This window comes from Roseibium sp. QJM3NY_11, from assembly GCF_056173175.1.
Map to the genome: position 1 here is coordinate 2,787,415 of NZ_CM149660.1, position 23,314 is coordinate 2,810,728.

Genomic DNA, 23,314 nt, shown 5'->3' on the forward strand with positions numbered 1-23,314 from the left:
AGATGTCCCGTCGTCACCGCGCTGAAAAACGCGAAATCAACCCGGATCCGAAATTCGGGGACACTGTCGTCACCAAGTTCATGAACTCGATCATGTACGACGGCAAGAAGTCCGCAGCCGAGCGCATCGTCTACGGTGCCTTCGACGTTGTCGAGAACAAGGCTCGCGAGAACCCGATCGAGGTGTTCCATGCGGCTCTTGAGAACGTAATGCCGCAGGTGGAAGTTCGCTCCCGCCGCGTCGGTGGTGCGACCTACCAGGTTCCAGTCGAGGTTCGTGTCGAGCGCCGTCAGGCACTTGCGATCCGCTGGCTGATCACGGCCGCGCGCAATCGCAACGAGACCACGATGGTCGATCGCCTGTCCGGCGAACTGCTCGATGCGGCAAACGGCCGTGGTACCGCAGTCAAGAAGCGCGAAGACACGCACCGGATGGCAGACGCCAACCGCGCGTTCTCGCACTATCGCTGGTAATTTGTGACTTCGAAGGGCTGACGCTATGTCGCGCACGCATAATATCGAGGACTACCGCAACTTCGGCATCATGGCTCACATCGATGCAGGGAAGACCACCACGACGGAGCGGATCCTCTACTACACCGGCAAGAGCCACAAGATCGGCGAAGTTCATGACGGCGCAGCCACCATGGACTGGATGGAGCAGGAGCAGGAGCGTGGCATCACGATCACGTCTGCTGCAACGACCGCTTTCTGGAAAGAAAAGCGCCTGAACATCATCGACACCCCTGGCCACGTCGACTTCACCATTGAAGTTGAACGGTCCCTGCGTGTGCTCGACGGTGCCGTCGCCCTTCTGGACGCAAATGCCGGCGTCGAGCCTCAGACCGAGACTGTCTGGCGCCAGGCCGACAAATATCACGTCCCGCGGATGATCTTCGTCAACAAGATGGACAAGCTGGGCGCCGATTTCGATCGCTGCGTGAAGATGATCAAGGATCGCCTCGGTGCGAAGCCGCTGGTCATGCAGATCCCGGTCGGTGCGGAAAGCGAATTCGCCGGTCTCGTCGACGTTCTCGAGATGAAGGCCCTCATCTGGCAGTCCGAAAATCTCGGCGCCGCATGGGATGTGGTCGATATCCCGGCCGATCTGGTCGACCGTGCTCAGGAAGCGCGCGATGCCCTGATCGAAACGGTTGTCGAAATCGACGAAGCCGTCATGGAAGCCTACCTGGAAGGTGAAGAGCCGGACTTGGACACGATCAAGAAATTGATCCGCAAGGGTACGATCAGCACCGAATTTGTTCCGGTTTTCTGCGGTTCTGCATTCAAGAACAAGGGCGTTCAACCGCTGCTTGATGCTGTTGTCGACTACCTGCCCAGCCCGGTTGAAGTTCCGGACATCAAGGGCATTGATCCGAAGACCGACGCCGAAATCATTCGCAAGTCTTCCGATGAAGAGCCGCTCGGTCTGTTGGCCTTCAAGATCGCAAACGATCCGTTTGTCGGTTCGCTGACGTTCTGCCGCATCTATTCCGGTGTTCTGAACAAGGGCACGTCCCTGCTCAACACCGTGAAAGACAAGCGTGAGCGCGTCGGCCGGATGATGCAGATGCACTCCAACTCGCGTGAAGACATCGATGTGGCCTATGCCGGCGACATCGTGGCGATCGCGGGTCTCAAGGACACCACGACCGGCGACACCCTGTGTGACCCGCTGAAGCCGGTGATCCTGGAGCGCATGGAATTCCCCGAGCCGGTGATCGAGATCGCCGTCGAGCCGAAGACCAAGAGCGACCAGGAAAAAATGGGCCTCGCGCTCAACCGTCTGGCAGCCGAGGATCCGTCCTTCCGAGTCAAGACTGATGAAGAATCCGGTCAGACCATCATCGCCGGCATGGGCGAGCTGCACCTGGACATCATCGTCGATCGCATGAAGCGCGAGTTCAAGGTCGAAGCGAATATCGGCGCACCTCAGGTGGCTTACCGCGAAACCATCACCAAGACTGCCGAAGTGGACTATACCCACAAGAAGCAGTCCGGTGGTTCCGGCCAGTTCGCCCGTATCAAGCTGGTCCTCGAGCCGGCCGAGCCGAATGCAGGCTACGTCTTCGAGAGCAAGATCGTTGGCGGCAACATCCCGAAAGAATACATTCCGGGTGTCACCAAGGGTATTGAAAGTGTCATGTCTTCCGGTCCGATCGCCGGGTTCCCGATGCTCGACATCAAGGCAACCCTGATCGACGGCGCCTATCATGATGTTGACTCGTCCGTTCTCGCCTTCGAAATCGCCGGTCGTGCCGGTTTCCGCGAAGGTATCCAGAAGGCCGGTCCGAAACTGCTCGAGCCGATCATGAAGGTCGAGGTCGTCACCCCTGAAGACTACATGGGTGACGTGATCGGCGACTTGAATTCCCGTCGCGGCCAGATTGCCGGAACGGAAAACCGCGGCGTTGTCACGGTCATTACCGCAATGGTCCCGCTGGCCAACATGTTTGGCTACGTGAACAACTTGCGGTCGATGTCCCAGGGCCGTGCCCAGTATTCGATGGTTTTCGATCACTACGAACAGGTGCCGCAGGCGGTCGCCGAAGAGGTTCAGGCGAAATACGCCTGACCCCGACCTCTTGAAGTCATAAAGAAATAGAGAAACGGAGTAATCCGATGGCGAAAGCAAAATTTGAGCGCACGAAGCCGCACGTTAACATTGGCACGATTGGCCACGTTGACCATGGCAAGACGACGTTGACCGCAGCGATCACGATGACGCTGGCGGAGACCGGCGGAGCCGAAGCAAAAGCCTACGACGAGATCGATGGTGCGCCTGAAGAAAAGGCGCGCGGGATCACGATCTCCACGGCGCATGTCGAGTACGAGACGGAAAACCGTCACTATGCTCACGTTGATTGCCCTGGCCACGCCGACTATGTGAAGAACATGATCACGGGCGCCGCGCAGATGGACGGCGGCATCCTTGTGGTGTCTTCCGCAGACGGCCCGATGCCGCAGACCCGCGAGCACATCCTGCTTGCCCGTCAGGTTGGCGTTCCGGCACTTGTGGTGTTCATGAACAAGGTTGACCAGGTCGACGACGAAGAGCTTCTCGAGCTCGTCGAAATGGAAATCCGCGAACTTCTGTCCTCCTACGAGTATCCTGGCGACGACATTCCGATCGTCAAGGGTTCGGCGCTGGCAGCCGTGGAAAACCGCGATCCGGCCATTGGCCGTGACGCGATCCGCGAGCTGATGGCTCAGGTCGACGCGTACATCCCGACTCCGGAGCGTCCGAAGGACATGCCGTTCCTGATGCCGATCGAAGACGTGTTCTCGATCTCCGGCCGCGGCACCGTCGTGACCGGCCGTGTCGAGCGCGGCATCGTCAAGGTTGGCGAGGAAGTCGAGATTGTCGGCATCAAGGACACCACGAAGACGACGGTTACCGGCGTTGAAATGTTCCGCAAGCTGCTGGACAGCGGTGAAGCGGGCGACAACATCGGCGCGCTGATCCGCGGTGTTGCCCGTGAAGACGTGGAGCGCGGCCAGGTTCTGTGCAAGCCGGGTTCTGTGACCCCGCACACGAAGTTCAAGGCCGAGGCTTACATCCTCACCAAGGAAGAGGGCGGCCGTCATACTCCGTTCTTCACCAACTACCGTCCGCAGTTCTACTTCCGTACGACGGACGTGACCGGTGTGGTGTCGCTGCCGGAAGGCACGGAAATGGTGATGCCGGGCGACAACGTCTCCGTTGACGTTGAACTGATCGTTCCGATCGCCATGGAAGAAGGCCTGCGTTTCGCGATCCGCGAAGGCGGCCGTACCGTCGGCGCCGGCGTCGTCGCATCGATCATCGAGTAATCGACCGCCGGGCCTGCCGGCAGAACTGAACATGTTACGCGGGCAGGCCCGCAGTCTTATTGGGAACAATAACAATGAACGGTCAGAATATCCGGATCCGCCTCAAGGCGTTTGACCACCGTATTCTGGACGCCTCCACCAAGGAGATCGTCAATACGGCCAAGCGGACCGGTGCTCAGGTACGGGGTCCCGTGCCACTGCCGACGCGGATCGAGAAGTACACTGTGCTTCGCGGACCGCATATCGATAAGAAAAGCCGCGATCAGTTCGAGATGCGCACGCATAAGCGTCTTCTCGACATCGTTGATCCGACGCCCCAGACCGTGGACGCGCTCATGAAGCTCGACCTCGCCGCTGGTGTCGACGTCGAGATCAAGCTTTAAGCCGGGTCGAAGGGAACACATCCATGCGTTCTGGAGTGATCGCTCAGAAAGTGGGCATGACCCGCATCTATAATGATGCAGGCGAGCATGTTCCGGTCACCGTTCTGCGGCTGGAAAATTGCCAGGTGGTAGCCCACCGGACTGACGAAAAAAATGGTTACACTGCACTGCAACTCGGTGCCGGTACCCGTAAAGTCAAAAACACGCCGAAGGCGTTGCGCGGCCACTTTGCCGTTGCAAAGGTCGAGCCGAAGCGGACCGTGGTTGAATTCCGCGTCACCGCGGACAACCTGATCGACGTCGGCTCAGAGCTGACCGCCGATCACTACGTCGAGGGCCAGTTCGTCGACGTGACGGGTACATCCATCGGTAAGGGTTTTGCCGGTGCGATGAAGCGTCACAACTTCGGTGGTGGCCGTGCGACGCACGGTAACTCGGTCTCGCACCGTGCACACGGTTCAACCGGTCAGTGTCAGGACCCGGGCCGTGTGTTCAAGGGCAAGAAGATGGCCGGTCACATGGGCGATGCCCGCGTGACCACGCAGAACCTCAAGGTTGTGCGCACTGATGTTGAGCGTGGCCTGATCATGGTCGAGGGCTCTGTTCCGGGCGCCAAGGGCGGCTGGATCCAGGTCCGCGACGCGATCAAAAAGGCGCTGCCGGAAAACGTTCCGGTTCCGGGTGCATTCAAGGCATCCGAAGCGACTGCGGCCGCCGGGAAGGAGAGTGAGTGATGGAACTCCAGGTCAAGACCCTCGCAGGTGGGGCGGCCGGTTCGATCACGGTGTCTGACGAGATCTTCGGTCTCGAGCCGCGCACCGATTTGATCCACCGTGTGGTGCGCTGGCAGCTGGCGAAACGCCAGGCCGGCACCCACAAGACGCTTGGCCGTTCGGAAGTTTCCGGCACGACGAAGAAATTCGTCCGTCAGAAAGGCTCCGGCGGCGCGCGTCACGGCAACAAGAAGGCCCCGCAGTTCCGCGGTGGCGGCAGAGCATTCGGTCCGGTCGTTCGCGATCATGGCCATGAGCTGCCCAAGAAGGTTCGCGCCCTCGGCCTGAAGCATGTCCTGTCGGCGAAAGCCCGGGCGGACAGCATCGTTGTTGTCGAGGATGCCAAGGCAGCCGAAGCGAAGACCAAGGCACTCAAGGCCCAGCTCGAAAAGCTCGGACTGACAAGTGCCCTGGTGATCGACGGCGCCGAGGTTGACACAAACTTCGCACTGGCCTCACGCAACATTCCGCATCTGGATGTGCTGCCGGTTCAGGGCATCAACGTTTACGACATCCTGCGGGCCAACACCCTGGTGTTGACCAAGGCAGCGCTGTCGGCACTCGAGGAGCGCTTCAAATGAGCAATCTTCCTCACTACGACAAGATCGTCGGCCCGGTAATCACCGAAAAGTCGACGATGGCTTCCGAAGAGAACAAGGTTGTCTTCAAAGTTGCAAATGATGCGACGAAGCCGGAAATCAAGGCCGCAATCGAAGCGTTGTTCGGTGTCAAGGTCACGGCTGTGAACACCCTGGTCCGCAAGGGCAAGGTCAAGCGCTTCCGTGGACGTCTGGGCCGTCAGTCCGACTTCAAGAAGGCCGTCGTAACGCTGCAGGAAGGTCACGGCATCGACGTGACCACCGGGCTCTAAGGCGGGGACTTTAAGAAAATGGCACTCAAGACATTCAACCCAACGTCCCCAGGCCGCCGTCAGCTTGTTCAAGTTGATCGCGCAGGTCTGTGGAAGGGCAAGCCGGTCAAGACCCTTACCGAGGGTCTGTCCAAAAGCGGCGGTCGTAACAACACCGGCCGTCTGACGTCTCCGAACCGCGGTGGCGGTCACAAGCGGACTTACCGTCTTGTCGACTTCAAGCGTCGCAAGTGGGATGTGCCGGCAACGGTCGAGCGTCTCGAATACGATCCGAACCGGACCGCATTCATCGCTCTGATCCGTTACGAAGACGGCGAGCTGAGCTACATCCTGGCGCCGCAGCGCCTGGCTGTCGGCGACGCGGTTGTCGCTGGTGAAAGCGTCGACGTGAAGCCCGGCAATGCCGCGCCGCTGTCACGCATTCCGGTCGGTACGATCGTGCACAACATCGAGCTGAAGCCGGGCAAGGGCGCCCAGATCGCTCGTTCTGCCGGTGCGTTCGTCCAGATCGTCGGTCGCGACCAGGGCTACACAACTCTGCGCCTGATGTCAGGCGAGCAGCGCCGTGTTCTCGGCACCTGCATGGCCACCATTGGCGCCGTGTCCAACCCGGACCACTCCAATGTGAACCTCGGCAAGGCAGGCCGTTCCCGCTGGCTTGGCATTCGTCCGCACACACGCGGTGTTGCCATGAACCCGATCGACCACCCGCATGGCGGTGGTGAAGGCCGGACTTCCGGTGGACGTCATCCGGTTACTCCCTGGGGTAAACCGACCAAAGGCAAGCGCACGCGGCGCAACAAGCAGACCGATAAGTATATCGTCCGCAGCCGTCACGCGCGCAAGAAGTAAAGGACAAGGATCGTGGCACGTTCGATCTGGAAAGGTCCGTTTGTCGACGGGTATCTGCTGAAGAAAGCGGACAAGGTACGTGAGTCCGGCCGGAACGAGGTCATCAAGACCTGGAGCCGCCGCTCGACCGTCCTGCCGCAGTTCGTCGGTTTGACCTTCGGCGTCTACAACGGTCAAAAGCACGTTCCGGTGCTGGTGTCTGAAGACATGATCGGTCACAAGCTCGGCGAGTTTTCGCCCAGCCGGACCTATTACGGACACGGCGCCGACAAGAAGGCGAAGAGGAAGTAACGATGGGCAAGCCGAAGCGTGAGCGGACGCTCGCTGACAACGAGGCTCGGGCAATGACCCGCATGCTGCGCGTTTCGCCGCGCAAGCTGAACCTCGTTGCGGCTTCGATCCGCGGAAAAAAGGTCGGATCCGCGATTGCGGACCTGACATTCTCCCGCAAGCGTATTTCTGATGACGTCAAGAAGACTTTGATGTCAGCCGTCGCAAACGCGGAAAACAATCATGACCTGGACATCGACAACCTCGTGGTTGCCGAAGCTCATGTTGGCAAGGCTTTTGTCATCAAGCGGTTCCAGGCCCGTGCACGCGGACGTGTCGGCCGGATCGAGAAACCTTTCTCGAACCTGACCATCGTTGTGCGTGAACTTGAGGAGACTGCCTGATGGGACACAAGACAAACCCGATCGGCATGCGCCTCGGGATCAACCGCACCTGGGATTCGCGCTGGTTCGCGAACAAGAACGAATACGGTGATCTTCTGCACGAGGATTTCCGCATCCGTGAGTTCCTTCTCAAGGAACTCAAGCAGGCTGCTGTGTCCAAGGTCGTCATCGAGCGTCCGCACAAGAAGTGCCGCGTGTCCATCCATTCCGGTCGTCCGGGTGTGGTCATCGGCAAGAAGGGTGCGGACATCGAGCGTCTTCGCAAGAAGATCGCCGAAATCACCAATTCGGAAGTGCATCTCAACATCGTTGAAGTGCGCAAGCCGGAAGTTGATGCGACCCTGGTTGCCGCTTCGATCGCTCAGCAGCTTGAGCGCCGTGTTGCCTTCCGCCGTGCCATGAAGCGGGCTGTCCAGTCCGCCATGCGTCTCGGTGCCCAGGGCATTCGGATCAACTGCGGCGGCCGTCTCGGCGGCGCGGAAATCGCACGTATCGAATGGTACCGCGAAGGCCGCGTGCCGCTTCATACCCTTCGTGCCGACATCGACTACGGTGTGGCAAGCGCGCATACGGCTTACGGCGTGTGCGGTGTGAAGGTCTGGATCTTCAAGGGTGAAATTCTGGAGCACGACCCGATGGCGTCCGAACGCCGTGCGACCGCTGCTTCCGAAGGACATCAGGGTGATCGCGGCGGACGCCGGGATCGGGGCCGCGAGCGCGCAGCTTAATTCAAGCTGCCTGCCGCTCGTAAGAACAGAAAGACGAGAGAAGAACGATGCTGCAACCGAAGCGCACAAAGTTCCGCAAGCAGCACAAAGGCCGCATTCACGGCTTGTCGAAGGGGGGCACTGACCTCAACTTCGGCGCATTCGGTCTGAAGGCTATGGAGCCGGAGCGTGTTACGGCGCGTCAGATCGAAGCGGCCCGTCGTGCTATGACCCGTCACATGAAACGTGCGGGTCGGGTTTGGATCCGGATCTTCCCGGACGTGCCGGTTTCTTCGAAACCTGCTGAAGTCCGTATGGGTAAGGGTAAGGGTTCTCCGGACTATTGGGCTTGCCGCGTCAAGCCAGGCCGGATCATGTTTGAAATTGACGGCGTGCCGGAAGACATTGCGCGTGAAGCCATGCGTCTTGCTGCCGCCAAGCTGCCGATCAAGTGCCGTTTCGTTCAGCGTATCGGCGAGTAAGGCACGCTAGGAGTTAGAGCCATGAAGGCGACCGATGTACGGGCCAAGACCCCCGACGAGCTCCGCAGTGAGCTCGAGGGCCTGAAGAAAGAGCAGTTCAACCTGCGCTTCCAGAGGGCAACGGGTCAGCTTGAAAACACTGCGCGAGTCCGGCAAATCCGCCGCGACATCGCGCGTATCCAGACGATCATACGCGAAAAGCGTGTGACGGCGAACGCGTAAGGAGACGGCCATGCCGAAGCGTATCCTGCAGGGCACCGTTGTCAGCGACGCCAATGACAAGACGGTAACGGTGAATGTGGAGCGTCGCTTTACACACCCGCTGCTGAAGAAGACTGTGCGCCGGACCAAGAAGTACCGTGCGCATGACGAAGCAAACCAGTACAAGGTCGGCGACTCTGTTCAGATTGAAGAGTGCTCGCCGATTTCGAAAAACAAACGTTGGACCGTGGTCACCCAGTGACCTCTGTTCATGAGTGAGCATCAGGCGCCCGTGACCCGTGCGCCGATAGAAGAACAAGGCAGCCAGTCATGATTCAGATGCAAACAAACCTCAACGTCGCCGATAATTCCGGCGCGCGTCGTGTCATGTGCATCAAAGTGCTCGGCGGCTCCAAGCGTAAATATGCCAAGGTCGGCGACATCATTGTCGTGTCCGTCAAAGAGGCAATTCCGCGGGGGCGCGTCAAAAAGGGCGACGTGATGAAGGCTGTCGTCGTGCGCACGGCTAAGGATATCCGCCGTCCCGATGGCAGCGTGATCCGGTTCGACCGCAATGCGGCCGTGCTGGTGAACAACAACAAGGAGCCGGTCGGCACCCGTATTTTCGGACCAGTGCCGCGTGAACTCCGCGCAAAGAACCATATGAAGATCATTTCGCTCGCGCCGGAGGTGCTCTGATGGCTGCGAAAATTAAAAAAGGCGACACGGTGGTCGTACTGACCGGCCGTGACAAGGGCAAGTCAGGCGAAGTCATCCAGATGGTGACCGCCGACAACAAGGCCTTGGTTCGCGGGATCAACATGGTCCGCCGCCACCAGAAACAGTCGCAGAACCAGGAAGCTGGTATCGTTGCCAAGGAAGCTCCGATCCACCTTTCCAATCTCGCGCTGATCGATCCCACCGACGGCAAGGCGACTCGTGTCGGCTTCAAGGTGCAGGACGATGGTACCAAGGTCCGTGTGGCCAAGCGCTCGGGAGACCTGATCGATGGCTGAGACCACAAACGTCCCGCGTCTGAAGACGCATTACGATGAAGTCGTGCGCAAGCAGCTTCTCGAGAAGTTCCAGTACAAGAACGTCATGCAGGTTCCGCAGCTGGAAAAGATCGTCCTCAACATCGGTGTCGGTGAGGCGGTAAGCGACTCCAAGAAGGCGCGTATCGCAGCTGAAGACCTGGCGGCAATTGCCGGTCAGAAGCCGGTCATCACCAAGGCGAAAAAGTCCATTGCGACCTTCAAGGTCCGTGAGGGCATGCCGCTTGGTGTCAAGGTGACCCTGCGCCGCCAGCAGATGTTCGAATTCATGGACCGTCTGATCACCATCGCGCTGCCGCGCGTGCGTGACTTCCGGGGCCTGAATCCGAAGAGCTTTGACGGTCGCGGCAACTACGCCATGGGCATCAAGGAACACATCGTGTTTCCGGAAATTGAGTACGACAAGGTCGACCAGATCTGGGGCATGGACGTGATCGTTTGCACGACGGCGCCGACGGATGACGAAGCGCGCGAGCTGCTGCGCGCGTTCAACTTCCCGTTCACGAAGTAACGGGCAAGGAAGGGAACGACGATGGCGAAGAAAAGCGCAATCGAGAAAAACAAGCGCCGCGAGAAGCTTGTCAAGAAATATGCAGAGAAGCGCGGTGCTCTGAAGGCGATGGCTAAAGACGAAAGCCTGACCCTGGAAGAGCGCTACAATGCCCGTCTGAAACTGGCGAAACTGCCGCGGAACTCCGCGCCGAACCGCGTTCGCAACCGTTGCGAAGTGTCCGGCCGTCCGCGCGGTTATTACCGCAAGTTGAGGATGTCGCGTATTGCGCTTCGTGAACTGGGTTCCCTGGGCAAGATCCCGGGCCTGGTCAAGTCGAGCTGGTAAGGAGAAACTCCGATGGCAATTTCTGATCCGTTGGGGGATATGCTGACCCGGATTCGCAACGCGCAGATGCGTCGCAAGAACAAGGTCAATTCACCAAATTCCAAATTGCGCGCGCACGTACTTGATGTGCTCGCCAAAGAGGGTTACATCCGTGGCTACACCACGGTTGAATACGAGGGCGGCAAGTCCGAGTTGGAAATCGAACTGAAGTATTTCGACGGCGAGCCTGTGATCCGCACGATTGAGCGCGTATCCAAGCCGGGCCGCCGGGTGTACTCCTCGGTGCGTAACATCCCGCATGTCTCCAATGGCCTGGGCGTGTCGATCATCTCGACCCCGCGCGGCGTCATGAGCGACCATCAGGCGCGGGATGAAAATGTAGGTGGTGAGGTTCTCTGCCGCGTCTTCTGATGCGGCAGCCTCGCCTTTGAAACAACGACAAGGTTGGTCACATGTCTCGTATTGGCAAAAAGCCAGTCCCCGTGCCAAGCGGGGTAACGGCATCGATCGACGGTCAGACGGTTACGATCAAGGGTCCGAAGGGTGAAAAGTCCTTCGTGCTCAATGATCTTGTTCTGGCCGAAATGACTGATGACGGAATCAAGATTGATCCGCGCAACACCACCAAGCCGGCCCGCTCCATGTGGGGCATGAGCCGGACCATGGTGTCGAACCTGATCACCGGGGTGACGGAAGGCTTCAAGAAAGACCTTGCCATCACCGGTGTCGGTTACCGCGCACAGGTCCAGGGTAAGAACCTTCAGCTGGCTCTCGGTTTCTCCCACGATGTTGTCTATCCGATCCCGGAAGGCATCGACATCGTGTGCGCGAAACCGACGGAAATCAGCATCGCCGGCACCGACAAACAGCGTGTCGGGCAGGTTGCTGCTGAAATCCGGGATTTCCGCCCGCCGGAGCCCTACAAGGGCAAAGGCGTTCGTTATGCGGACGAATTCATCGTTCGCAAAGAAGGCAAGAAGAAGTAACGGATCAGGATCATGGCGAACAGCAAACAAGCTTTCGAGCGCCGCCGCGATCGCGTGCGCCGTTCGATCAAGAAAGCCGCGAACGGTCGTCCGCGCCTTTCTATCTTCCGGTCGTCGAAGCAGATCTATGCCCAGATCATCGACGATGCGCAGGGGCATACGATCGCCTCTGCCTCTACGATCGAAAACGATGTCAAAGGCGGCCTGAAAACAGGCGCCGACGTTGCTGCCGCTGCAGCCGTTGGCAAGCTTGTGGCCGAGCGCGCGGTTGCCGCTGGCGTCAAGCAGGTCGTGTTCGACCGGGGCGGGTACATGTTTCATGGGCGCATCAAGGCGCTCGCTGACGCGGCCCGCGAAGGTGGACTTGAATTCTGACCAGCGCGCGTTGGCGCTCTTAAGAACGGAAGACAGATAATATGGCGAGACAGGATAATCGCGATCGCGACGAGCGAGACAGCGAATTCGTCGACAAGCTCGTTCACATCAACCGCGTTGCCAAGGTGGTCAAGGGTGGCCGTCGTTTCGGCTTCGCCGCCCTGGTAGTGGTTGGTGATCAGAAGGGCCGGGTCGGCTTCGGTCATGGCAAGGCACGGGAAGTGCCGGAAGCCATCCGGAAGGCAACGGAAGCTGCGAAGCGCACGATGATTCGTGTGCCTCTGCGTGAAGGCCGGACCCTGCATCACGATGTGGAAGGCCGTCACGGTGCCGGCAAGGTGCTGCTGCGTGCCGCTCCCGCAGGTACGGGTATCATCGCAGGCGGCCCGATGCGTGCCGTTTTCGAAACACTCGGCGTTCAGGACGTTGTGGCCAAGTCGCTGGGGACTTCGAACCCCTACAACATGGTTCGCGCAACATTCGCAGCGCTGACCAAGGAAGACAGCCCGCGTTCCGTCGCTGCCCGCCGTGGCCTGAAGGTCTCGGTTTTGCAGTCGCGGCGTCGTGACAACACCGATGAAGCGGCTCCGGCTGCTGCCGAGGCTTGACCTTGGCGGCTCCGGTCCCCAGCTGAGAGAAGGTAAGTTCCATGGCGAACACCGAAAAGACTGTTACGGTCGAACAGACCGGCAGCCCGCTGCGCCGTCCGAAGGACCAGCGCGCGACGCTTGTCGGCCTCGGCCTGAATAAGATGCACCGCCGTTCCACACTGAAGGACACTCCCGAAGTGCGCGGCATGATCAGCAAGGTCCAGCATCTCGTCCGCGTCGTCGAAGACAACGCATAAGGTCGGGGTGAGGAGAAAAGACATGAAGCTCAACGAACTTCGTGACAACGAAGGCGCCGTGAAAGACCGCACCCGCGTCGGTCGCGGCATCGGCTCTGGCAAGGGCAAGACCGGTGGCCGTGGTGTCAAAGGTCAGAAATCCCGCTCCGGTGTTGCCATCAAAGGCTTTGAAGGCGGTCAGATGCCGCTTCATCGCCGGCTGCCGAAGCGCGGTTTCACGAACATCTTTGCGAACGACTACAACACGGTGTCGATCGGCCGCGTTCAAAAGGCGATCGATGCCGGCAAGCTGAATGCAAGCGAGACGGTTACCGTCAAGGCGCTGCAGGATGCCGGTGTGGTCAAGCGGATCCGTGACGGCGTGCGTATCGTCGCCAACGGCGAGATCACTTCGGCGGCAACGTTCGAAGTCGCCGGCGCGTCCAAGGGCGCAGTCGAAGCGATTGAAAAAGCAGGCGGCAAGGTTGCCGTTCTCGGAGCCCAGGCTTAACAGCCTGGGTTTCACCCATTTTCTGGGCAAGCATGTGAGCGGAGTAGGGCATGGCATCGGCCGCCGAGCAACTGGCGTCAAATCTCAATTTCTCAGCTTTCGCCAAGGCTGAAGAACTCAAAAAGCGCATCTGGTTCACACTGGGGGCGCTTTTGGTTTATCGACTGGGCACTTACATTCCGCTGCCCGGCATCAATCCGGAAGCCTTCGCGCAGGCCTTTAACCAGGCCCAGTCCGGCATCATCGGCATGTTCAACATGTTCTCCGGCGGTGCCGTCGAGCGCATGGCGATCTTCGCCCTCGGCATCATGCCGTATATTTCCGCTTCCATCATCATGCAGCTGATGACGACCGTCGTGCCGTCGCTCGAGCAGATGAAGAAGGAAGGGGAGCAGGGTCGCAAGGTCATCAACCAGTACACCCGCTACGGCACCGTGATACTGGCTGCCTTCCAGGCTTACGGCATCGCCGTCGGTCTCGAGGGGGCGGCCAATGTCGTCACCGAGACAGGCTGGTTCTTCCGTGCGTCGACTGTGATCACGCTTGTCGGCGGCACCATGTTCCTGATGTGGCTGGGTGAACAGATCACCTCGCGCGGCATCGGCAACGGCATCTCGCTGATCATCTTCGCCGGTATCGTCGCCGGTCTGCCTTCGGCCGTCATCCAGACGCTCGAACTTGGCCGACAGGGATCGCTTGCGACCTGGATCATCCTTGCCGTGATCATCCTGGCTGTGGCCGTGATCGGGTTCATCGTGTTCATGGAGCGGGCGCAGCGCCGGCTCCTGATCCAGTATCCGAAGCGCCAGATGGGCAATCGCATGTTCGAGGGCAACACCTCGTTCCTGCCGCTGAAGCTCAACACGGCCGGTGTGATCCCGCCGATCTTCGCGTCTTCGCTGCTGCTGGTTCCGGCCACATTGTCCGGATTCGGTCAGGGATCGGGCAATGAATGGCTGACCTACATCACCGCGGCACTCGGTCACGGCCAGCCGCTGTTCATGATTTTCTATGCGGCGATGATCATCTTCTTCTGTTTCTTCTACACCGCGATCGTGTTCAATCCGGGCGACACCGCGGACAATCTGAAGAAGCATGGCGGCTTCATTCCGGGCATCCGTCCGGGCGAGCGCACAGCCCAGTATATTGACTATGTGCTGACACGCATTACAGTGGTCGGTGCGATATACATCACCATCGTTTGTCTATTACCCGAATTCCTCATTTCGGCGACGGGCGTTCCGTTCTATTTCGGAGGCACTTCATTGTTGATTGTGGTGAGTGTTACCATGGATACTGTGTCGCAGATCCAGGGCCACTTGCTTGCACACCAATATGAAGGTCTGGTGAAAAAAGCGAAGCTCAGGGGGAAACGTCGATGAGGCTCATTCTGGTAGGACCACCAGGAGCGGGGAAGGGAACACAGGCCGCTCACCTCGTTACGAAATACGGAATTCCGCAGCTGTCCACCGGGGACATGCTGCGGGCAGCGGTCGCCGCCAAGACCCCTGTGGGTCTCAAGGCCAAGGAAGTCATGGATTTAGGCGGTCTTGTCTCGGACGAGATCGTGGTCGGCATCATCCGGGACCGGATTGCCGAGGATGATGCCAAAACGGGTTTCATCCTGGACGGATTTCCGCGCACGCTCGCGCAGGCGGAAGCGCTCGACGAGATGCTTGTTGCCAACGGACTGAAGCTGAACGCGGTTGTTGAACTGCGCGTCGACCAGTCCAAGCTTGTCGACCGGATCATCAAGCGGGCGGAAGAGGCCAAGGCCTCGGGGCAACCCGTGCGCAAGGACGACGACCCGGAAGTCTTCAAGCAACGTCTCGAGGCATACAATCGGGATACCGCCGTCGTGGTGCCGTATTACGAGAAGACGGGCCTGCTTTCGGTTATCGACGGAATGCAGTCTATCGAAGACGTCAAGGCGTCCATAGATTCCGTTCTGCAAGGACTTGACGAAAAGGTTTAGAGTCGTTAAACGACGCGCTCTACCTTACAGTTTCGCCGGTTCCACCTGAGTGGGGCCGGCATTCTCTGTGCCGGGCATGCCCCGGCATTTTCGTACCCGCAAGGGCCGGACTCCACCGGACGCGGGCATATTCACTGCGGCCGGATGGTGCATCTGCCGCTCAACATGGAGACCAACGTGGCACGTATTGCTGGCGTTAACATCCCGACGAACAAGCGCGTGGTTATCGCGCTTCAGTACATTCATGGTATCGGTGCGAAGTTCGCGCAGGAAATCGTCGAAAAGAACAATATCGACGCTGCCCGCCGTGTGAACGAACTTTCCGACTCGGAAGTTCTGTCCATCCGCGAGACCATTGACCGCGACTACATGGTTGAAGGTGACCTTCGCCGTGACACCGCGATGAACATCAAACGTCTTATGGACCTTGGCTGTTACCGCGGCCTGCGTCACCGTCGCGGCCTTCCGGTTCGCGGCCAGCGCACGCATACCAATGCCCGCACCCGCAAGGGTCCGGCGAAACCGATCGCAGGCAAGAAGAAATAATCATCGACCCGCGATTGGTGGTGGAGCTGCCGGCATTACGGCAGTGACGAGATCAATAAAAGGACTAAAGAATGGCTAAAGAAACGACGCGCGTGCGTCGCCGCGAACGCAAGAACATTTCTTCGGGTGTCGCGCATGTGAACTCCACGTTCAACAACACCATGATCACGATCACCGATGCCCAGGGCAACACGATCTCATGGTCGTCCGCCGGCGCACTCGGCTTCAAGGGCTCGCGAAAGTCCACGCCGTATGCCGCGCAGGTTGCCGCTGAAGATGCCGCGAAGAAAGCGTCCGAGCATGGCATGCGCACCCTCGAAGTCGAAGTCCGTGGTCCGGGTTCGGGTCGTGAGTCCGCGCTGCGTGCGCTCCAGGCTGCCGGTTTCCTCATCACGTCCATCCGCGACGTGACGCCGATCCCGCACAATGGCTGCCGTCCGCGCAAGCGTCGCCGCGTCTAAGGCTTTCCAGCTTTACGTACCTGTTTCTCCAAATGGCAAGGAATTGCCCGGCTTGAATGGGCCGGGCGGGATAGCCGAAGGGACGAAAACGTGACCATTCAAAAGAACTGGCAGGAACTGATCAAGCCGACCAAACTCGAGATCAAGCCGGGTGAGGACCCGCGCTTCTTGGCAACCGTTGTTGCCGAGCCGCTCGAGCGTGGCTACGGGCTGACCCTGGGCAATGCCCTGCGCCGCATTCTGTTGTCTTCCCTGCAGGGGGCGGCCGTGACCGCGGTTCAGATCGACGGCGTTCTCCACGAGTTCTCGTCGATCCCGGGTGTCCGGGAAGATGTCACCGACATCGTGCTCAACATCAAGGAAATCGCCATCCGCATGGAAGGCGAAGGACCCAAGCGCATGGTCGTGCGCAAGCAGGGGCCGGGTGTTGTGACCGCCGGAGACATTCAGACCGTCGGCGACGTGGAAGTGCTCAACCCGGAACTGGTGCTCTGCACGCTCGATGAAGGCGCTGAAATCCGCATGGAGTTCACCGTCAACACCGGCAAGGGCTACCATTCTTCGGACCGCAACCGCCCCGAAGATGCTCCGATCGGCCTGATCCCGGTCGACAGCCTGTATTCGCCCGTCAAGAAAGTGTCCTACAAGGTGGAAAACACCCGTGAAGGCCAGGTTCTTGACTACGACAAGCTGACCCTGACCGTCGAAACCGACGGTTCCGTCAAGCCGGATGATGCTGTGGCTTTCGCAGCGCGCATTCTGCAGGATCAGCTGTCCATCTTCGTCAATTTCGAAGAGCCGCAGCGCGAAGTCGCCGAGGACACTGTCCCGGAACTGGCTTTCAACCCTGCGCTTCTGAAGAAAGTCGACGAACTGGAACTGTCTGTCCGGTCTGCAAACTGCCTGAAGAACGACAATATCGTGTATATTGGCGATCTCATCCAGAAGACCGAAGCAGAAATGCTGCGGACCCCGAATTTCGGCCGCAAGTCGCTGAACGAGATCAAGGAAGTTCTCGCCCAGATGGGTCTCCATCTCGGCATGGAAGTGGCCAACTGGCCGCCGGAGAACATCGACGATCTCGCCAAGCGCTACGAAGACCATCAGTACTAAGGGACGTACGCGTCCCTATCAGCTCAACCGGGAAAGTGCCGAAAGTGCAGACTGCCCGATAGGAAAAGGAGAGCGCCATGCGCCACGGTAAATCCGGCCGCAAGCTCAACCGGACCTCTAGCCACCGCAAGGCTATGTTCGCGAACATGGCAGCGTCGCTGATCAAACACGAACAGATCGTGACGACGCTGCCCAAGGCCAAAGAAATGAAGCCGATCATCGACAAGCTCATCACTTTGGGCAAACGCGGTGGTCTTCATGCACGCCGCCAGGCCATTTCGCAGATTCGCGATGCGGCCATGGTCGCCAAGCTGTTCGATACGCTCGGCGAGCGCTACAAGGACCGTGCCGGCGGGTATTCCCGCGTTCTGAAAGCCGGTTTCCGCTATGGTGACAATGCCGCATTGGCCGTCATCGAGCTGGTCGACCGGGACCCGGAAGCGCGTGGCGCCGAAGACCGCGCCCGCGTCGAAGCCGAGGCAGCCGCAGAGAACGCTGCGTAAGTTTTGTCGCTTCGAAAGAAATTGGAAAGGCGGGCGATTTGCCCGCCTTTTTTGTGTCCGGAAAACCGGTTGTCAATCGCAAGGCACTTGCAACTTGTCGTTTCCAATTATCAATGAATTAAGGAAAACTGCCTAGGGTCCCGCTGTGCCTCGGAAAGGGGTGCCAGACGCTGGGGAGTATTATCGTGATTGGTAAAAAGAATTCCGCTGGGCGGAAGCGTGGGCTTTCTCTTCGCCTTTCGTTCATCATCCCGACACTCATGATCGTCGTGACAGTCGCAGCCTGTGCGGCGGTTGGGGTGATTGGATACCTTACTGGTCGGGACGGGCTGGAAAAGGCGGCGAAAGCCGAACTCGACATGGTCATCGCGGCCAGATCGGCGCTGTTGCAGTCGGTTCTGAGCGCCGCGGAAGATGAAGTGGTCAACCTTGCTTCGAGCGTCTCCGATCCGCTCAGCAATCTTGGCAATGCCACCATGAACATCGCCAAGGAAAAGGATGAGATCCTTGCTCTGTTCCAGTCGCCTCAGACGCCTGAGGAGCGCGCCGAATTGACCGGCAAGGAACAGAAAACGATGTATGCGTGGCGCCATACCGAGGCGCATCCGGCACTCTACAACGTCTGGAAGAGCGGCGGTTATGCCGATATCTATCTGATCGATCCCGAGGGCCTGGTCCTCTACAGTGTCACCAAGGGGAACGAATTCCTGTCCAAGCTGGGCGAGGGCAGCATCGCCGAGGGCACAGCCCTGGAGACGGTTTACAACCAGGCCAAGGATCTTCAGATCGGTGAAATCGTTTCCAGCAACTTCCAGTCCTACGCTCCGGCCGGAGACAGCGGCTCCCTGTTCCTGGCTTCGCCGGTGTTCATGAATTCCTTCGGCACCATCAGCCTGAGCGGTGTTGCAGTGGTCAGGCTCGATTCCGAATTTCTCGACAATGTCGTGGGAGGCCGCGAAGACCTGGGAAAAACGGGGCAGGTTTATGTCACCAATGCGGACGGGCTCCTGCTGACTGACATGCCTCTGGCCAGCGAACCGACTTCCCTTGTCGCCACCACCACCGCCGCGCCTGTGCTGACCGCGGCGGCCGGAACGGATGCCGCCGGTATCGTTACAGGCATGAACGGAACCGAGAATCTTGTGGTCGCAAGACCGCTCGAATTCCAGGGGCAGACTTGGGCGATTGTCGCCGAGAAGAGTGTCGAGGAAACGCTTTCCGCGGTCACCAACATGCGCGACCAGATGTTCATGTGGTCCCTGGCCACGATTGCGGTCGCTGCCGTCATCGCCCTGTTGTTCTCGCGCTCCATAACCGGTCCCCTGACCACTTTGGTGGGCGCGCTCAACGCGATTGCCTCTGGGAATCTGGGCGCAGAGATCAAGGCTGCCAGCCGCAAGGATGAAATCGGCGACATCGGCCGTGCCGTGCTGCAGATCCGTCAGAATGCTGCGGATGATAACGAGCGGCGCGCTGCCGAGGAAGCCGATGCCGCCCGGCAGCAGGCCGACCAGCGTCAGGAAATGCTGGCAAGCCTGGCGGGCGACTTCGAAGCTACGGTGGGCACCGTGGTCGACAAGGTCGCTCGGTCCGCTGCCAAGCTGCGGGAATCCGCAACCTCCATGCGCACCATGACAGACACCGCGGGCGAGACCTCGGCCAATGCCGCGACCATGTCGGAAGAAACCCTGGCGGAAGTCGAATCGATCGCGGTTGCCTCCGATCAGCTGTCCAGTTCGATCCAGGAAATCTCCAACCTGATCGAGCGCTCCTCCAGTGTGGCGGCCGAGGCGACAAAGCGCGCCGAGACCACCAACGACACCGTCAGGTCGCTTGCGGAAGCAGCCAACCGGATCGGGGAGGTTGTCACGCTGATTTCGGATATCGCGGACCAGACCAACCTTCTCGCTCTGAACGCCACCATCGAGGCGGCGCGGGCAGGTGAGGCAGGCAAGGGCTTCGCGGTCGTTGCGTCCGAGGTCAAGGACCTGGCCGCGCAGACCGGCAAGGCCACCGGCGAGATCCAGCAGCAGATCGACGCGATCCGCGGTGCCACGGACGACGCGGTGGATGCCATCGGCGATATCCAGAAGACCATCGACGAAATCACGAAGTCGGTGAGCGATGTCGCGGCTGCCGTGACCGAGCAGAGCTATGCCACTCAGGGGATCGCCGAAAACACCCAGCGGGCGGCCGGAGGCACCTCCAAGGTGACCGAAGACATTCGCAACGTGTCGGCGCTGTCCAACGACACCAACATGGCGGCCCAGAACTTCACCGAAGAAGCGGCCGACATGGCCAACCAGGCCGACGAACTCGATCAGGAGGTCCGCAGCTTCCTGACTCAGGTGCGCTCGGCCTAGGACGACGTTCGCACACATCGGGAGGCTAGACCGTTTCCGGTCACGCCTCCCGCGATCCACAGCCGGGTTTCGGCTGAAGGAACGGGCCGCCGGTAATTCGGCGGCCCGTTGTTTTTTGTATTTGCCTCCATTCCTCCCTATCTGCCATGTATCGCCATGAACATGAGTAGAATCGAAGAAAAGGCATCCGCCATGCGTCCGGCAAAATACGGCACTTTGCGCTCCAGTTTCGTCGCGGGGCTCGTCGTGGGCCTCGCCGGCCTCCTCGGCGCCACCGCCGCATCCGCGCAATCTTCTGCCGAGGACCTGCGCCTGGTCCCGCAAAGCGAAGCCCAGATCAAGCTGTCCTTCGCGCCGATCGTGAAAGCCGTCGCACCGGCAGTGGTCAACGTCTATGCCAGCCGCAAGGTGGTTCAGCAGCAGCAGACCTCGCCGTTTTTCGACGATCCTTTTTTCCGCCGTTTTTTCGGTCAGCCGGGCGGCGGCTTCAACCGCCCGCGGCAGCGCGTTGAATCCTCGCTCGGATCGGGTGTTATCATTTCGGCCGACGGCACCGTGATCACCAATCACCACGTGATCAAGAATGCGGACGAGGTCCGGGTGGCGCTGAATGACCGGCGCGAGTTCGATGCCGACATCGTGCTGCTGGATGAGCGCACCGATCTGGCGGTGCTCAAGATCCGCGGCGAGGGGCCTTTTGAACATGCGGCCTTCGCCGAATCCGACAGCCTTGAGGTCGGTGATATCGTGCTGGCGATCGGCAATCCGTTCGGCGTCGGACAGACAGTCACCCAGGGCATCGTGTCGGCGACCGCGCGCACCCAGGTCGGGGTCACCGATTTCCAGTTCTTCATCCAGACGGATGCCGCGATCAATCCGGGCAATTCCGGGGGCGCGCTCGTCGACATGACCGGCAAGCTTGTCGGCATCAACACAGCCATATTCTCGCGTTCCGGCGGCTCCAACGGCATCGGTTTCGCGATCCCGGCGCACATGGCCCGATTCGTGGCCAGGGCGGCGGATCAGGGCGGCAAGGTCCAAAGGCCCTGGTTGGGCGCCAGGGTGCAGTTGGTCAGCGCGGAGATTGCCGAAGCGCTGTCGCTTGAACGCCCCCGGGGCGTGCTGGTCACGTCGGTGCATGAAGGATCGCCGGCGCGTGAGGCCGGCTTGCAGGTGAGCGATCTGGTGATCGCGGTTGACGGCAAGGAAGTGACCGATCCCAATTCCTTCGGCTATCGCTTCGCCACGAAAATGACCGGTGGAACCACTGAATTCGTCGTTCTGCGCGAGGACAGGGAAGTCACGCTGACGGTGCCCCTTGTTCCTGCACCGGAAACGGTTCCACGGGACAAACGGGAGCTCACCGACTATTCGCCGTTCGAAGGCGCCACGGTAATGAACCTGTCGCCGGCGGTCGCCGAGGAACTCGGCCTTGAGGGCTTGTATGACGGGGTCGTGATCTCGGAAGTGCGGCGCGGAAGCGCGGCGGATCGTGTGGGTCTGCGTCCGGGCGATATCATCCGCACCATCAACCGTCAGTCCGTCGAAACGACCCGGATGCTCGAGACGATCACCAAAACGCCGCCGCGCGTGTGGCGCCTCGACATCGAGCGCGACGGCAAGGTGTCCCAGATCACCTTGCGGGGTTGAGGGCCGGGTGAGCGATCTCTTCGAAGCATCCGGATTGAGCACGGCCGGACCGAGACCGCTTGCGGACCGGATGCGCCCGACGCGTCTTGCGGACGTGGTCGGCCAGGATCACCTGCTGGGTGCGGACGGCACACTCACGCGGATGCTTAAAACGCGCACGCTCGGCTCGCTGATCTTCTGGGGGCCGCCCGGAACGGGCAAAACCACCATTGCCCGTCTGCTGGCCACCGAAACCGACCTTGCCTTCGAGCAGATCTCGGCAATCTTCTCGGGGGTCGCCGATCTCAAGAAGATGTTCGAAGCGGCCAGGGCCCGGCGGATGAGTGGCCGTGCGACGCTGCTTTTCGTCGACGAGATCCATCGGTTCAACCGGGCCCAGCAGGACAGTTTCCTGCCGGTGATGGAGGATGGCACGATCACGCTGGTCGGTGCCACGACCGAAAACCCGTCCTTCGAGCTCAATGCGGCCCTGCTGTCGCGCTCGCACGTGATGACGTTTCATTCCCTGTCCCGGGAAGCGATCGACAGTCTGCTGAGCCGGGCGGAGGAGACCGAGGAGCGTCCGCTGCCGCTGGACGCGGAGGCGCGGCAGGTGCTGGTGCGGATGGCCGATGGTGACGGGCGGTCCGCGCTGACGCTGGCAGAGGATGTCTGGCGGGCGGCGGACGATGACGAGATATTCGATGCGGAGCGTCTGCAGCAAATCGTGCAAAGGCGCGCGCCGATCTACGACAAGGGCGCCGACGGCCACTACAATCTGATCTCGGCCCTGCACAAGTCCGTGCGCGGGTCCGATCCCGATGCCGCGCTGTACTGGTATTGCCGCATGCTCGATGGTGGCGAGGATCCGATGTATCTGGCGCGCCGCCTCATTCGCATGGCGGTCGAGGATATCGGTCTTGCGGACCCCAATGCCCTGGTGCAGGCCAACGCCGCCCGCGACGCCTACCAGATGCTCGGCTCACCGGAAGGGGAACTGGCGCTCGCGCAATCGGTCATCTATCTGGCGACGGCTCCCAAGTCCAACGGGGCCTATGTGGCCTACAAGGCGGCCATGCGCGACGCCAAGTCCAGCGGGTCGCTGCTGCCGCCCAAGCATATCCTGAATGCGCCGACCAAGCTGATGAAGGAAGAAGGCTACGGGACGGGCTATCAGTACGACCACGACGCTCCGGACGGGTTTTCCGGCCAAGACTATTTTCCCGAGAAAATGGGCCGCAAGAGCTACTACGATCCGCCGCAGCGTGGTTTCGAGCGGGATCTGAAAAAACGCCTGGAATACTGGGACAAGCTGCGCAAGGAGCGCGGCTGAAGGACCTCTGCATTGAAGCGGAAGCTTCAGGAGCCAGGCCGACGG

Annotated in this window: 33 protein-coding genes; all 33 read left to right on the top strand. The window is 60.1% G+C overall.

Annotated elements, in window-relative coordinates; translation table 11 throughout:
* Positions 1-2: 2 nt before the first annotated feature.
* The 33 genes from rpsG (at position 3) to AC0VX3_RS13030 (ending at position 23,269) form a co-directional block, all read left to right on the top strand.
* Positions 3-473 carry a 30S ribosomal protein S7 gene (gene rpsG, locus AC0VX3_RS12870; protein WP_342892473.1) on the top strand — a complete coding sequence of 157 codons (471 nt, stop codon included), beginning with the start codon at positions 3-5 and terminating at the stop codon, positions 471-473.
* Positions 474-498: 25 nt separating this feature from the next.
* The gene (fusA, locus tag AC0VX3_RS12875; RefSeq protein WP_475525036.1) at positions 499-2,574 is read left to right on the top strand and encodes an elongation factor G; all 2,076 of its coding nucleotides are present in this window, start codon (positions 499-501) and stop codon (positions 2,572-2,574) included.
* 47 nt (positions 2,575-2,621) lie between these two features.
* Entirely contained in the window at positions 2,622-3,812 is a 1,191-nt protein-coding gene (gene tuf / locus AC0VX3_RS12880; RefSeq protein WP_475525031.1) for an elongation factor Tu, read from the top strand.
* A gap of 74 nt (positions 3,813-3,886) precedes the next feature.
* Entirely contained in the window at positions 3,887-4,195 is a 309-nt protein-coding gene (rpsJ, locus tag AC0VX3_RS12885; RefSeq protein ID WP_006936455.1) for a 30S ribosomal protein S10, read from the top strand.
* 23 nt (positions 4,196-4,218) lie between these two features.
* Positions 4,219-4,929, top strand: coding sequence for a 50S ribosomal protein L3 (rplC, locus tag AC0VX3_RS12890; RefSeq protein WP_475525037.1), 711 nt, complete (start codon positions 4,219-4,221; stop codon positions 4,927-4,929).
* Positions 4,929-5,549 (top strand): 50S ribosomal protein L4, encoded by a 621-nt coding sequence (gene rplD / locus AC0VX3_RS12895; RefSeq protein WP_342892476.1) that lies wholly within the window; start codon positions 4,929-4,931, stop codon positions 5,547-5,549. The genes rplC and rplD overlap by 1 nt, the downstream gene beginning before the upstream one ends.
* Positions 5,546-5,839 carry a 50S ribosomal protein L23 gene (locus AC0VX3_RS12900; protein ID WP_342892477.1) on the top strand — a complete coding sequence of 98 codons (294 nt, stop codon included), beginning with the start codon at positions 5,546-5,548 and terminating at the stop codon, positions 5,837-5,839. The genes rplD and AC0VX3_RS12900 overlap by 4 nt, the downstream gene beginning before the upstream one ends.
* An 18-nt stretch (positions 5,840-5,857) precedes the next feature.
* On the top strand, positions 5,858-6,691 hold the full coding sequence (rplB, locus tag AC0VX3_RS12905; protein ID WP_342892478.1) for a 50S ribosomal protein L2: 834 nt from the start codon (positions 5,858-5,860) through the stop codon (positions 6,689-6,691).
* A 12-nt stretch (positions 6,692-6,703) separates the two neighbouring features.
* Entirely contained in the window at positions 6,704-6,982 is a 279-nt protein-coding gene (gene rpsS, locus AC0VX3_RS12910; protein WP_342892479.1) for a 30S ribosomal protein S19, read from the top strand.
* Positions 6,983-6,984: 2 nt separating this feature from the next.
* On the top strand, positions 6,985-7,365 hold the full coding sequence (rplV, locus tag AC0VX3_RS12915; RefSeq protein WP_342892480.1) for a 50S ribosomal protein L22: 381 nt from the start codon (positions 6,985-6,987) through the stop codon (positions 7,363-7,365).
* Complete coding sequence (gene rpsC, locus AC0VX3_RS12920) at positions 7,365-8,093, top strand: 30S ribosomal protein S3 (RefSeq protein ID WP_342892481.1); 729 nt, start codon at positions 7,365-7,367, stop codon at positions 8,091-8,093. Before rplV ends, rpsC begins: the two co-directional genes overlap by 1 nt.
* A gap of 47 nt (positions 8,094-8,140) precedes the next feature.
* Complete coding sequence (gene rplP, locus AC0VX3_RS12925) at positions 8,141-8,554, top strand: 50S ribosomal protein L16 (protein WP_006936446.1); 414 nt, start codon at positions 8,141-8,143, stop codon at positions 8,552-8,554.
* A gap of 21 nt (positions 8,555-8,575) precedes the next feature.
* Positions 8,576-8,776, top strand: coding sequence for a 50S ribosomal protein L29 (gene rpmC / locus AC0VX3_RS12930; RefSeq protein ID WP_475525038.1), 201 nt, complete (start codon positions 8,576-8,578; stop codon positions 8,774-8,776).
* Positions 8,777-8,786: 10 nt separating this feature from the next.
* A complete protein-coding gene (gene rpsQ / locus AC0VX3_RS12935; RefSeq protein WP_342892483.1) occupies positions 8,787-9,017 on the top strand; it encodes a 30S ribosomal protein S17 in 231 nt (76 codons plus the stop codon).
* Positions 9,018-9,085: 68 nt separating this feature from the next.
* A complete protein-coding gene (gene rplN / locus AC0VX3_RS12940; RefSeq protein ID WP_475525039.1) occupies positions 9,086-9,454 on the top strand; it encodes a 50S ribosomal protein L14 in 369 nt (122 codons plus the stop codon).
* Positions 9,454-9,771 (top strand): 50S ribosomal protein L24, encoded by a 318-nt coding sequence (gene rplX, locus AC0VX3_RS12945; RefSeq protein WP_342892484.1) that lies wholly within the window; start codon positions 9,454-9,456, stop codon positions 9,769-9,771. The genes rplN and rplX overlap by 1 nt, the downstream gene beginning before the upstream one ends.
* On the top strand, positions 9,764-10,321 hold the full coding sequence (rplE, locus tag AC0VX3_RS12950; RefSeq protein ID WP_342892485.1) for a 50S ribosomal protein L5: 558 nt from the start codon (positions 9,764-9,766) through the stop codon (positions 10,319-10,321). Before rplX ends, rplE begins: the two co-directional genes overlap by 8 nt.
* Positions 10,322-10,342: 21 nt before the next feature.
* Positions 10,343-10,648 carry a 30S ribosomal protein S14 gene (rpsN, locus tag AC0VX3_RS12955; RefSeq protein ID WP_342892486.1) on the top strand — a complete coding sequence of 102 codons (306 nt, stop codon included), beginning with the start codon at positions 10,343-10,345 and terminating at the stop codon, positions 10,646-10,648.
* 12 nt (positions 10,649-10,660) lie between these two features.
* On the top strand, positions 10,661-11,059 hold the full coding sequence (gene rpsH, locus AC0VX3_RS12960; RefSeq protein ID WP_342892487.1) for a 30S ribosomal protein S8: 399 nt from the start codon (positions 10,661-10,663) through the stop codon (positions 11,057-11,059).
* Between the two features lie 41 nt (positions 11,060-11,100).
* On the top strand, positions 11,101-11,634 hold the full coding sequence (gene rplF / locus AC0VX3_RS12965; protein ID WP_342892488.1) for a 50S ribosomal protein L6: 534 nt from the start codon (positions 11,101-11,103) through the stop codon (positions 11,632-11,634).
* A gap of 12 nt (positions 11,635-11,646) precedes the next feature.
* Entirely contained in the window at positions 11,647-12,009 is a 363-nt protein-coding gene (rplR, locus tag AC0VX3_RS12970; protein ID WP_342892489.1) for a 50S ribosomal protein L18, read from the top strand.
* 41 nt (positions 12,010-12,050) lie between these two features.
* On the top strand, positions 12,051-12,617 hold the full coding sequence (gene rpsE / locus AC0VX3_RS12975; RefSeq protein WP_265962079.1) for a 30S ribosomal protein S5: 567 nt from the start codon (positions 12,051-12,053) through the stop codon (positions 12,615-12,617).
* Between the two features lie 41 nt (positions 12,618-12,658).
* On the top strand, positions 12,659-12,856 hold the full coding sequence (gene rpmD, locus AC0VX3_RS12980) for a 50S ribosomal protein L30 (protein WP_342892490.1): 198 nt from the start codon (positions 12,659-12,661) through the stop codon (positions 12,854-12,856).
* 22 nt (positions 12,857-12,878) lie between these two features.
* On the top strand, positions 12,879-13,346 hold the full coding sequence (gene rplO / locus AC0VX3_RS12985) for a 50S ribosomal protein L15 (protein ID WP_475525040.1): 468 nt from the start codon (positions 12,879-12,881) through the stop codon (positions 13,344-13,346).
* Between the two features lie 50 nt (positions 13,347-13,396).
* Positions 13,397-14,728, top strand: coding sequence for a preprotein translocase subunit SecY (gene secY, locus AC0VX3_RS12990; protein WP_475525041.1), 1,332 nt, complete (start codon positions 13,397-13,399; stop codon positions 14,726-14,728).
* Positions 14,725-15,321 (top strand): adenylate kinase, encoded by a 597-nt coding sequence (locus AC0VX3_RS12995; protein WP_475525042.1) that lies wholly within the window; start codon positions 14,725-14,727, stop codon positions 15,319-15,321. Before secY ends, AC0VX3_RS12995 begins: the two co-directional genes overlap by 4 nt.
* Before the next feature lie 177 nt (positions 15,322-15,498).
* Positions 15,499-15,867 (top strand): 30S ribosomal protein S13, encoded by a 369-nt coding sequence (rpsM, locus tag AC0VX3_RS13000; RefSeq protein ID WP_342892622.1) that lies wholly within the window; start codon positions 15,499-15,501, stop codon positions 15,865-15,867.
* Positions 15,868-15,938: 71 nt separating this feature from the next.
* On the top strand, positions 15,939-16,328 hold the full coding sequence (gene rpsK / locus AC0VX3_RS13005) for a 30S ribosomal protein S11 (RefSeq protein ID WP_153768601.1): 390 nt from the start codon (positions 15,939-15,941) through the stop codon (positions 16,326-16,328).
* Between the two features lie 90 nt (positions 16,329-16,418).
* Positions 16,419-17,441 carry a DNA-directed RNA polymerase subunit alpha gene (locus AC0VX3_RS13010; RefSeq protein WP_094071083.1) on the top strand — a complete coding sequence of 341 codons (1,023 nt, stop codon included), beginning with the start codon at positions 16,419-16,421 and terminating at the stop codon, positions 17,439-17,441.
* A gap of 77 nt (positions 17,442-17,518) precedes the next feature.
* Positions 17,519-17,944: a 50S ribosomal protein L17 gene (gene rplQ, locus AC0VX3_RS13015; protein ID WP_342892494.1), complete on the top strand. Its 426-nt coding sequence runs from the start codon at positions 17,519-17,521 to the stop codon at positions 17,942-17,944.
* Between the two features lie 299 nt (positions 17,945-18,243).
* The gene (locus AC0VX3_RS13020; protein ID WP_475525043.1) at positions 18,244-20,307 is read left to right on the top strand and encodes a methyl-accepting chemotaxis protein; all 2,064 of its coding nucleotides are present in this window, start codon (positions 18,244-18,246) and stop codon (positions 20,305-20,307) included.
* A 162-nt stretch (positions 20,308-20,469) separates the two neighbouring features.
* Positions 20,470-21,957, top strand: coding sequence for a DegQ family serine endoprotease (locus AC0VX3_RS13025; protein WP_475525044.1), 1,488 nt, complete (start codon positions 20,470-20,472; stop codon positions 21,955-21,957).
* 7 nt (positions 21,958-21,964) lie between these two features.
* Positions 21,965-23,269: a replication-associated recombination protein A gene (locus AC0VX3_RS13030; protein WP_348146542.1), complete on the top strand. Its 1,305-nt coding sequence runs from the start codon at positions 21,965-21,967 to the stop codon at positions 23,267-23,269.
* Positions 23,270-23,314: the final 45 nt, after the last annotated feature.

Coding starts and splice junctions, on each gene's coding strand:
- rpsG (WP_342892473.1), top strand. CDS start 3: ATGTCCCGTCGTCACCGCGCTGAAAAACGCGAAATCAACCCGGATCCG.
- fusA (WP_475525036.1), top strand. CDS start 499: ATGTCGCGCACGCATAATATCGAGGACTACCGCAACTTCGGCATCATG.
- tuf (WP_475525031.1), top strand. CDS start 2,622: ATGGCGAAAGCAAAATTTGAGCGCACGAAGCCGCACGTTAACATTGGC.
- rpsJ (WP_006936455.1), top strand. CDS start 3,887: ATGAACGGTCAGAATATCCGGATCCGCCTCAAGGCGTTTGACCACCGT.
- rplC (WP_475525037.1), top strand. CDS start 4,219: ATGCGTTCTGGAGTGATCGCTCAGAAAGTGGGCATGACCCGCATCTAT.
- rplD (WP_342892476.1), top strand. CDS start 4,929: ATGGAACTCCAGGTCAAGACCCTCGCAGGTGGGGCGGCCGGTTCGATC.
- AC0VX3_RS12900 (WP_342892477.1), top strand. CDS start 5,546: ATGAGCAATCTTCCTCACTACGACAAGATCGTCGGCCCGGTAATCACC.
- rplB (WP_342892478.1), top strand. CDS start 5,858: ATGGCACTCAAGACATTCAACCCAACGTCCCCAGGCCGCCGTCAGCTT.
- rplV (WP_342892480.1), top strand. CDS start 6,985: ATGGGCAAGCCGAAGCGTGAGCGGACGCTCGCTGACAACGAGGCTCGG.
- rpsC (WP_342892481.1), top strand. CDS start 7,365: ATGGGACACAAGACAAACCCGATCGGCATGCGCCTCGGGATCAACCGC.
- rplP (WP_006936446.1), top strand. CDS start 8,141: ATGCTGCAACCGAAGCGCACAAAGTTCCGCAAGCAGCACAAAGGCCGC.
- rpmC (WP_475525038.1), top strand. CDS start 8,576: ATGAAGGCGACCGATGTACGGGCCAAGACCCCCGACGAGCTCCGCAGT.
- rpsQ (WP_342892483.1), top strand. CDS start 8,787: ATGCCGAAGCGTATCCTGCAGGGCACCGTTGTCAGCGACGCCAATGAC.
- rplN (WP_475525039.1), top strand. CDS start 9,086: ATGATTCAGATGCAAACAAACCTCAACGTCGCCGATAATTCCGGCGCG.
- rplX (WP_342892484.1), top strand. CDS start 9,454: ATGGCTGCGAAAATTAAAAAAGGCGACACGGTGGTCGTACTGACCGGC.
- rplE (WP_342892485.1), top strand. CDS start 9,764: ATGGCTGAGACCACAAACGTCCCGCGTCTGAAGACGCATTACGATGAA.
- rpsN (WP_342892486.1), top strand. CDS start 10,343: ATGGCGAAGAAAAGCGCAATCGAGAAAAACAAGCGCCGCGAGAAGCTT.
- rpsH (WP_342892487.1), top strand. CDS start 10,661: ATGGCAATTTCTGATCCGTTGGGGGATATGCTGACCCGGATTCGCAAC.
- rplF (WP_342892488.1), top strand. CDS start 11,101: ATGTCTCGTATTGGCAAAAAGCCAGTCCCCGTGCCAAGCGGGGTAACG.
- rplR (WP_342892489.1), top strand. CDS start 11,647: ATGGCGAACAGCAAACAAGCTTTCGAGCGCCGCCGCGATCGCGTGCGC.
- rpsE (WP_265962079.1), top strand. CDS start 12,051: ATGGCGAGACAGGATAATCGCGATCGCGACGAGCGAGACAGCGAATTC.
- rpmD (WP_342892490.1), top strand. CDS start 12,659: ATGGCGAACACCGAAAAGACTGTTACGGTCGAACAGACCGGCAGCCCG.
- rplO (WP_475525040.1), top strand. CDS start 12,879: ATGAAGCTCAACGAACTTCGTGACAACGAAGGCGCCGTGAAAGACCGC.
- secY (WP_475525041.1), top strand. CDS start 13,397: ATGGCATCGGCCGCCGAGCAACTGGCGTCAAATCTCAATTTCTCAGCT.
- AC0VX3_RS12995 (WP_475525042.1), top strand. CDS start 14,725: ATGAGGCTCATTCTGGTAGGACCACCAGGAGCGGGGAAGGGAACACAG.
- rpsK (WP_153768601.1), top strand. CDS start 15,939: ATGGCTAAAGAAACGACGCGCGTGCGTCGCCGCGAACGCAAGAACATT.
- rplQ (WP_342892494.1), top strand. CDS start 17,519: ATGCGCCACGGTAAATCCGGCCGCAAGCTCAACCGGACCTCTAGCCAC.
- AC0VX3_RS13025 (WP_475525044.1), top strand. CDS start 20,470: ATGAGTAGAATCGAAGAAAAGGCATCCGCCATGCGTCCGGCAAAATAC.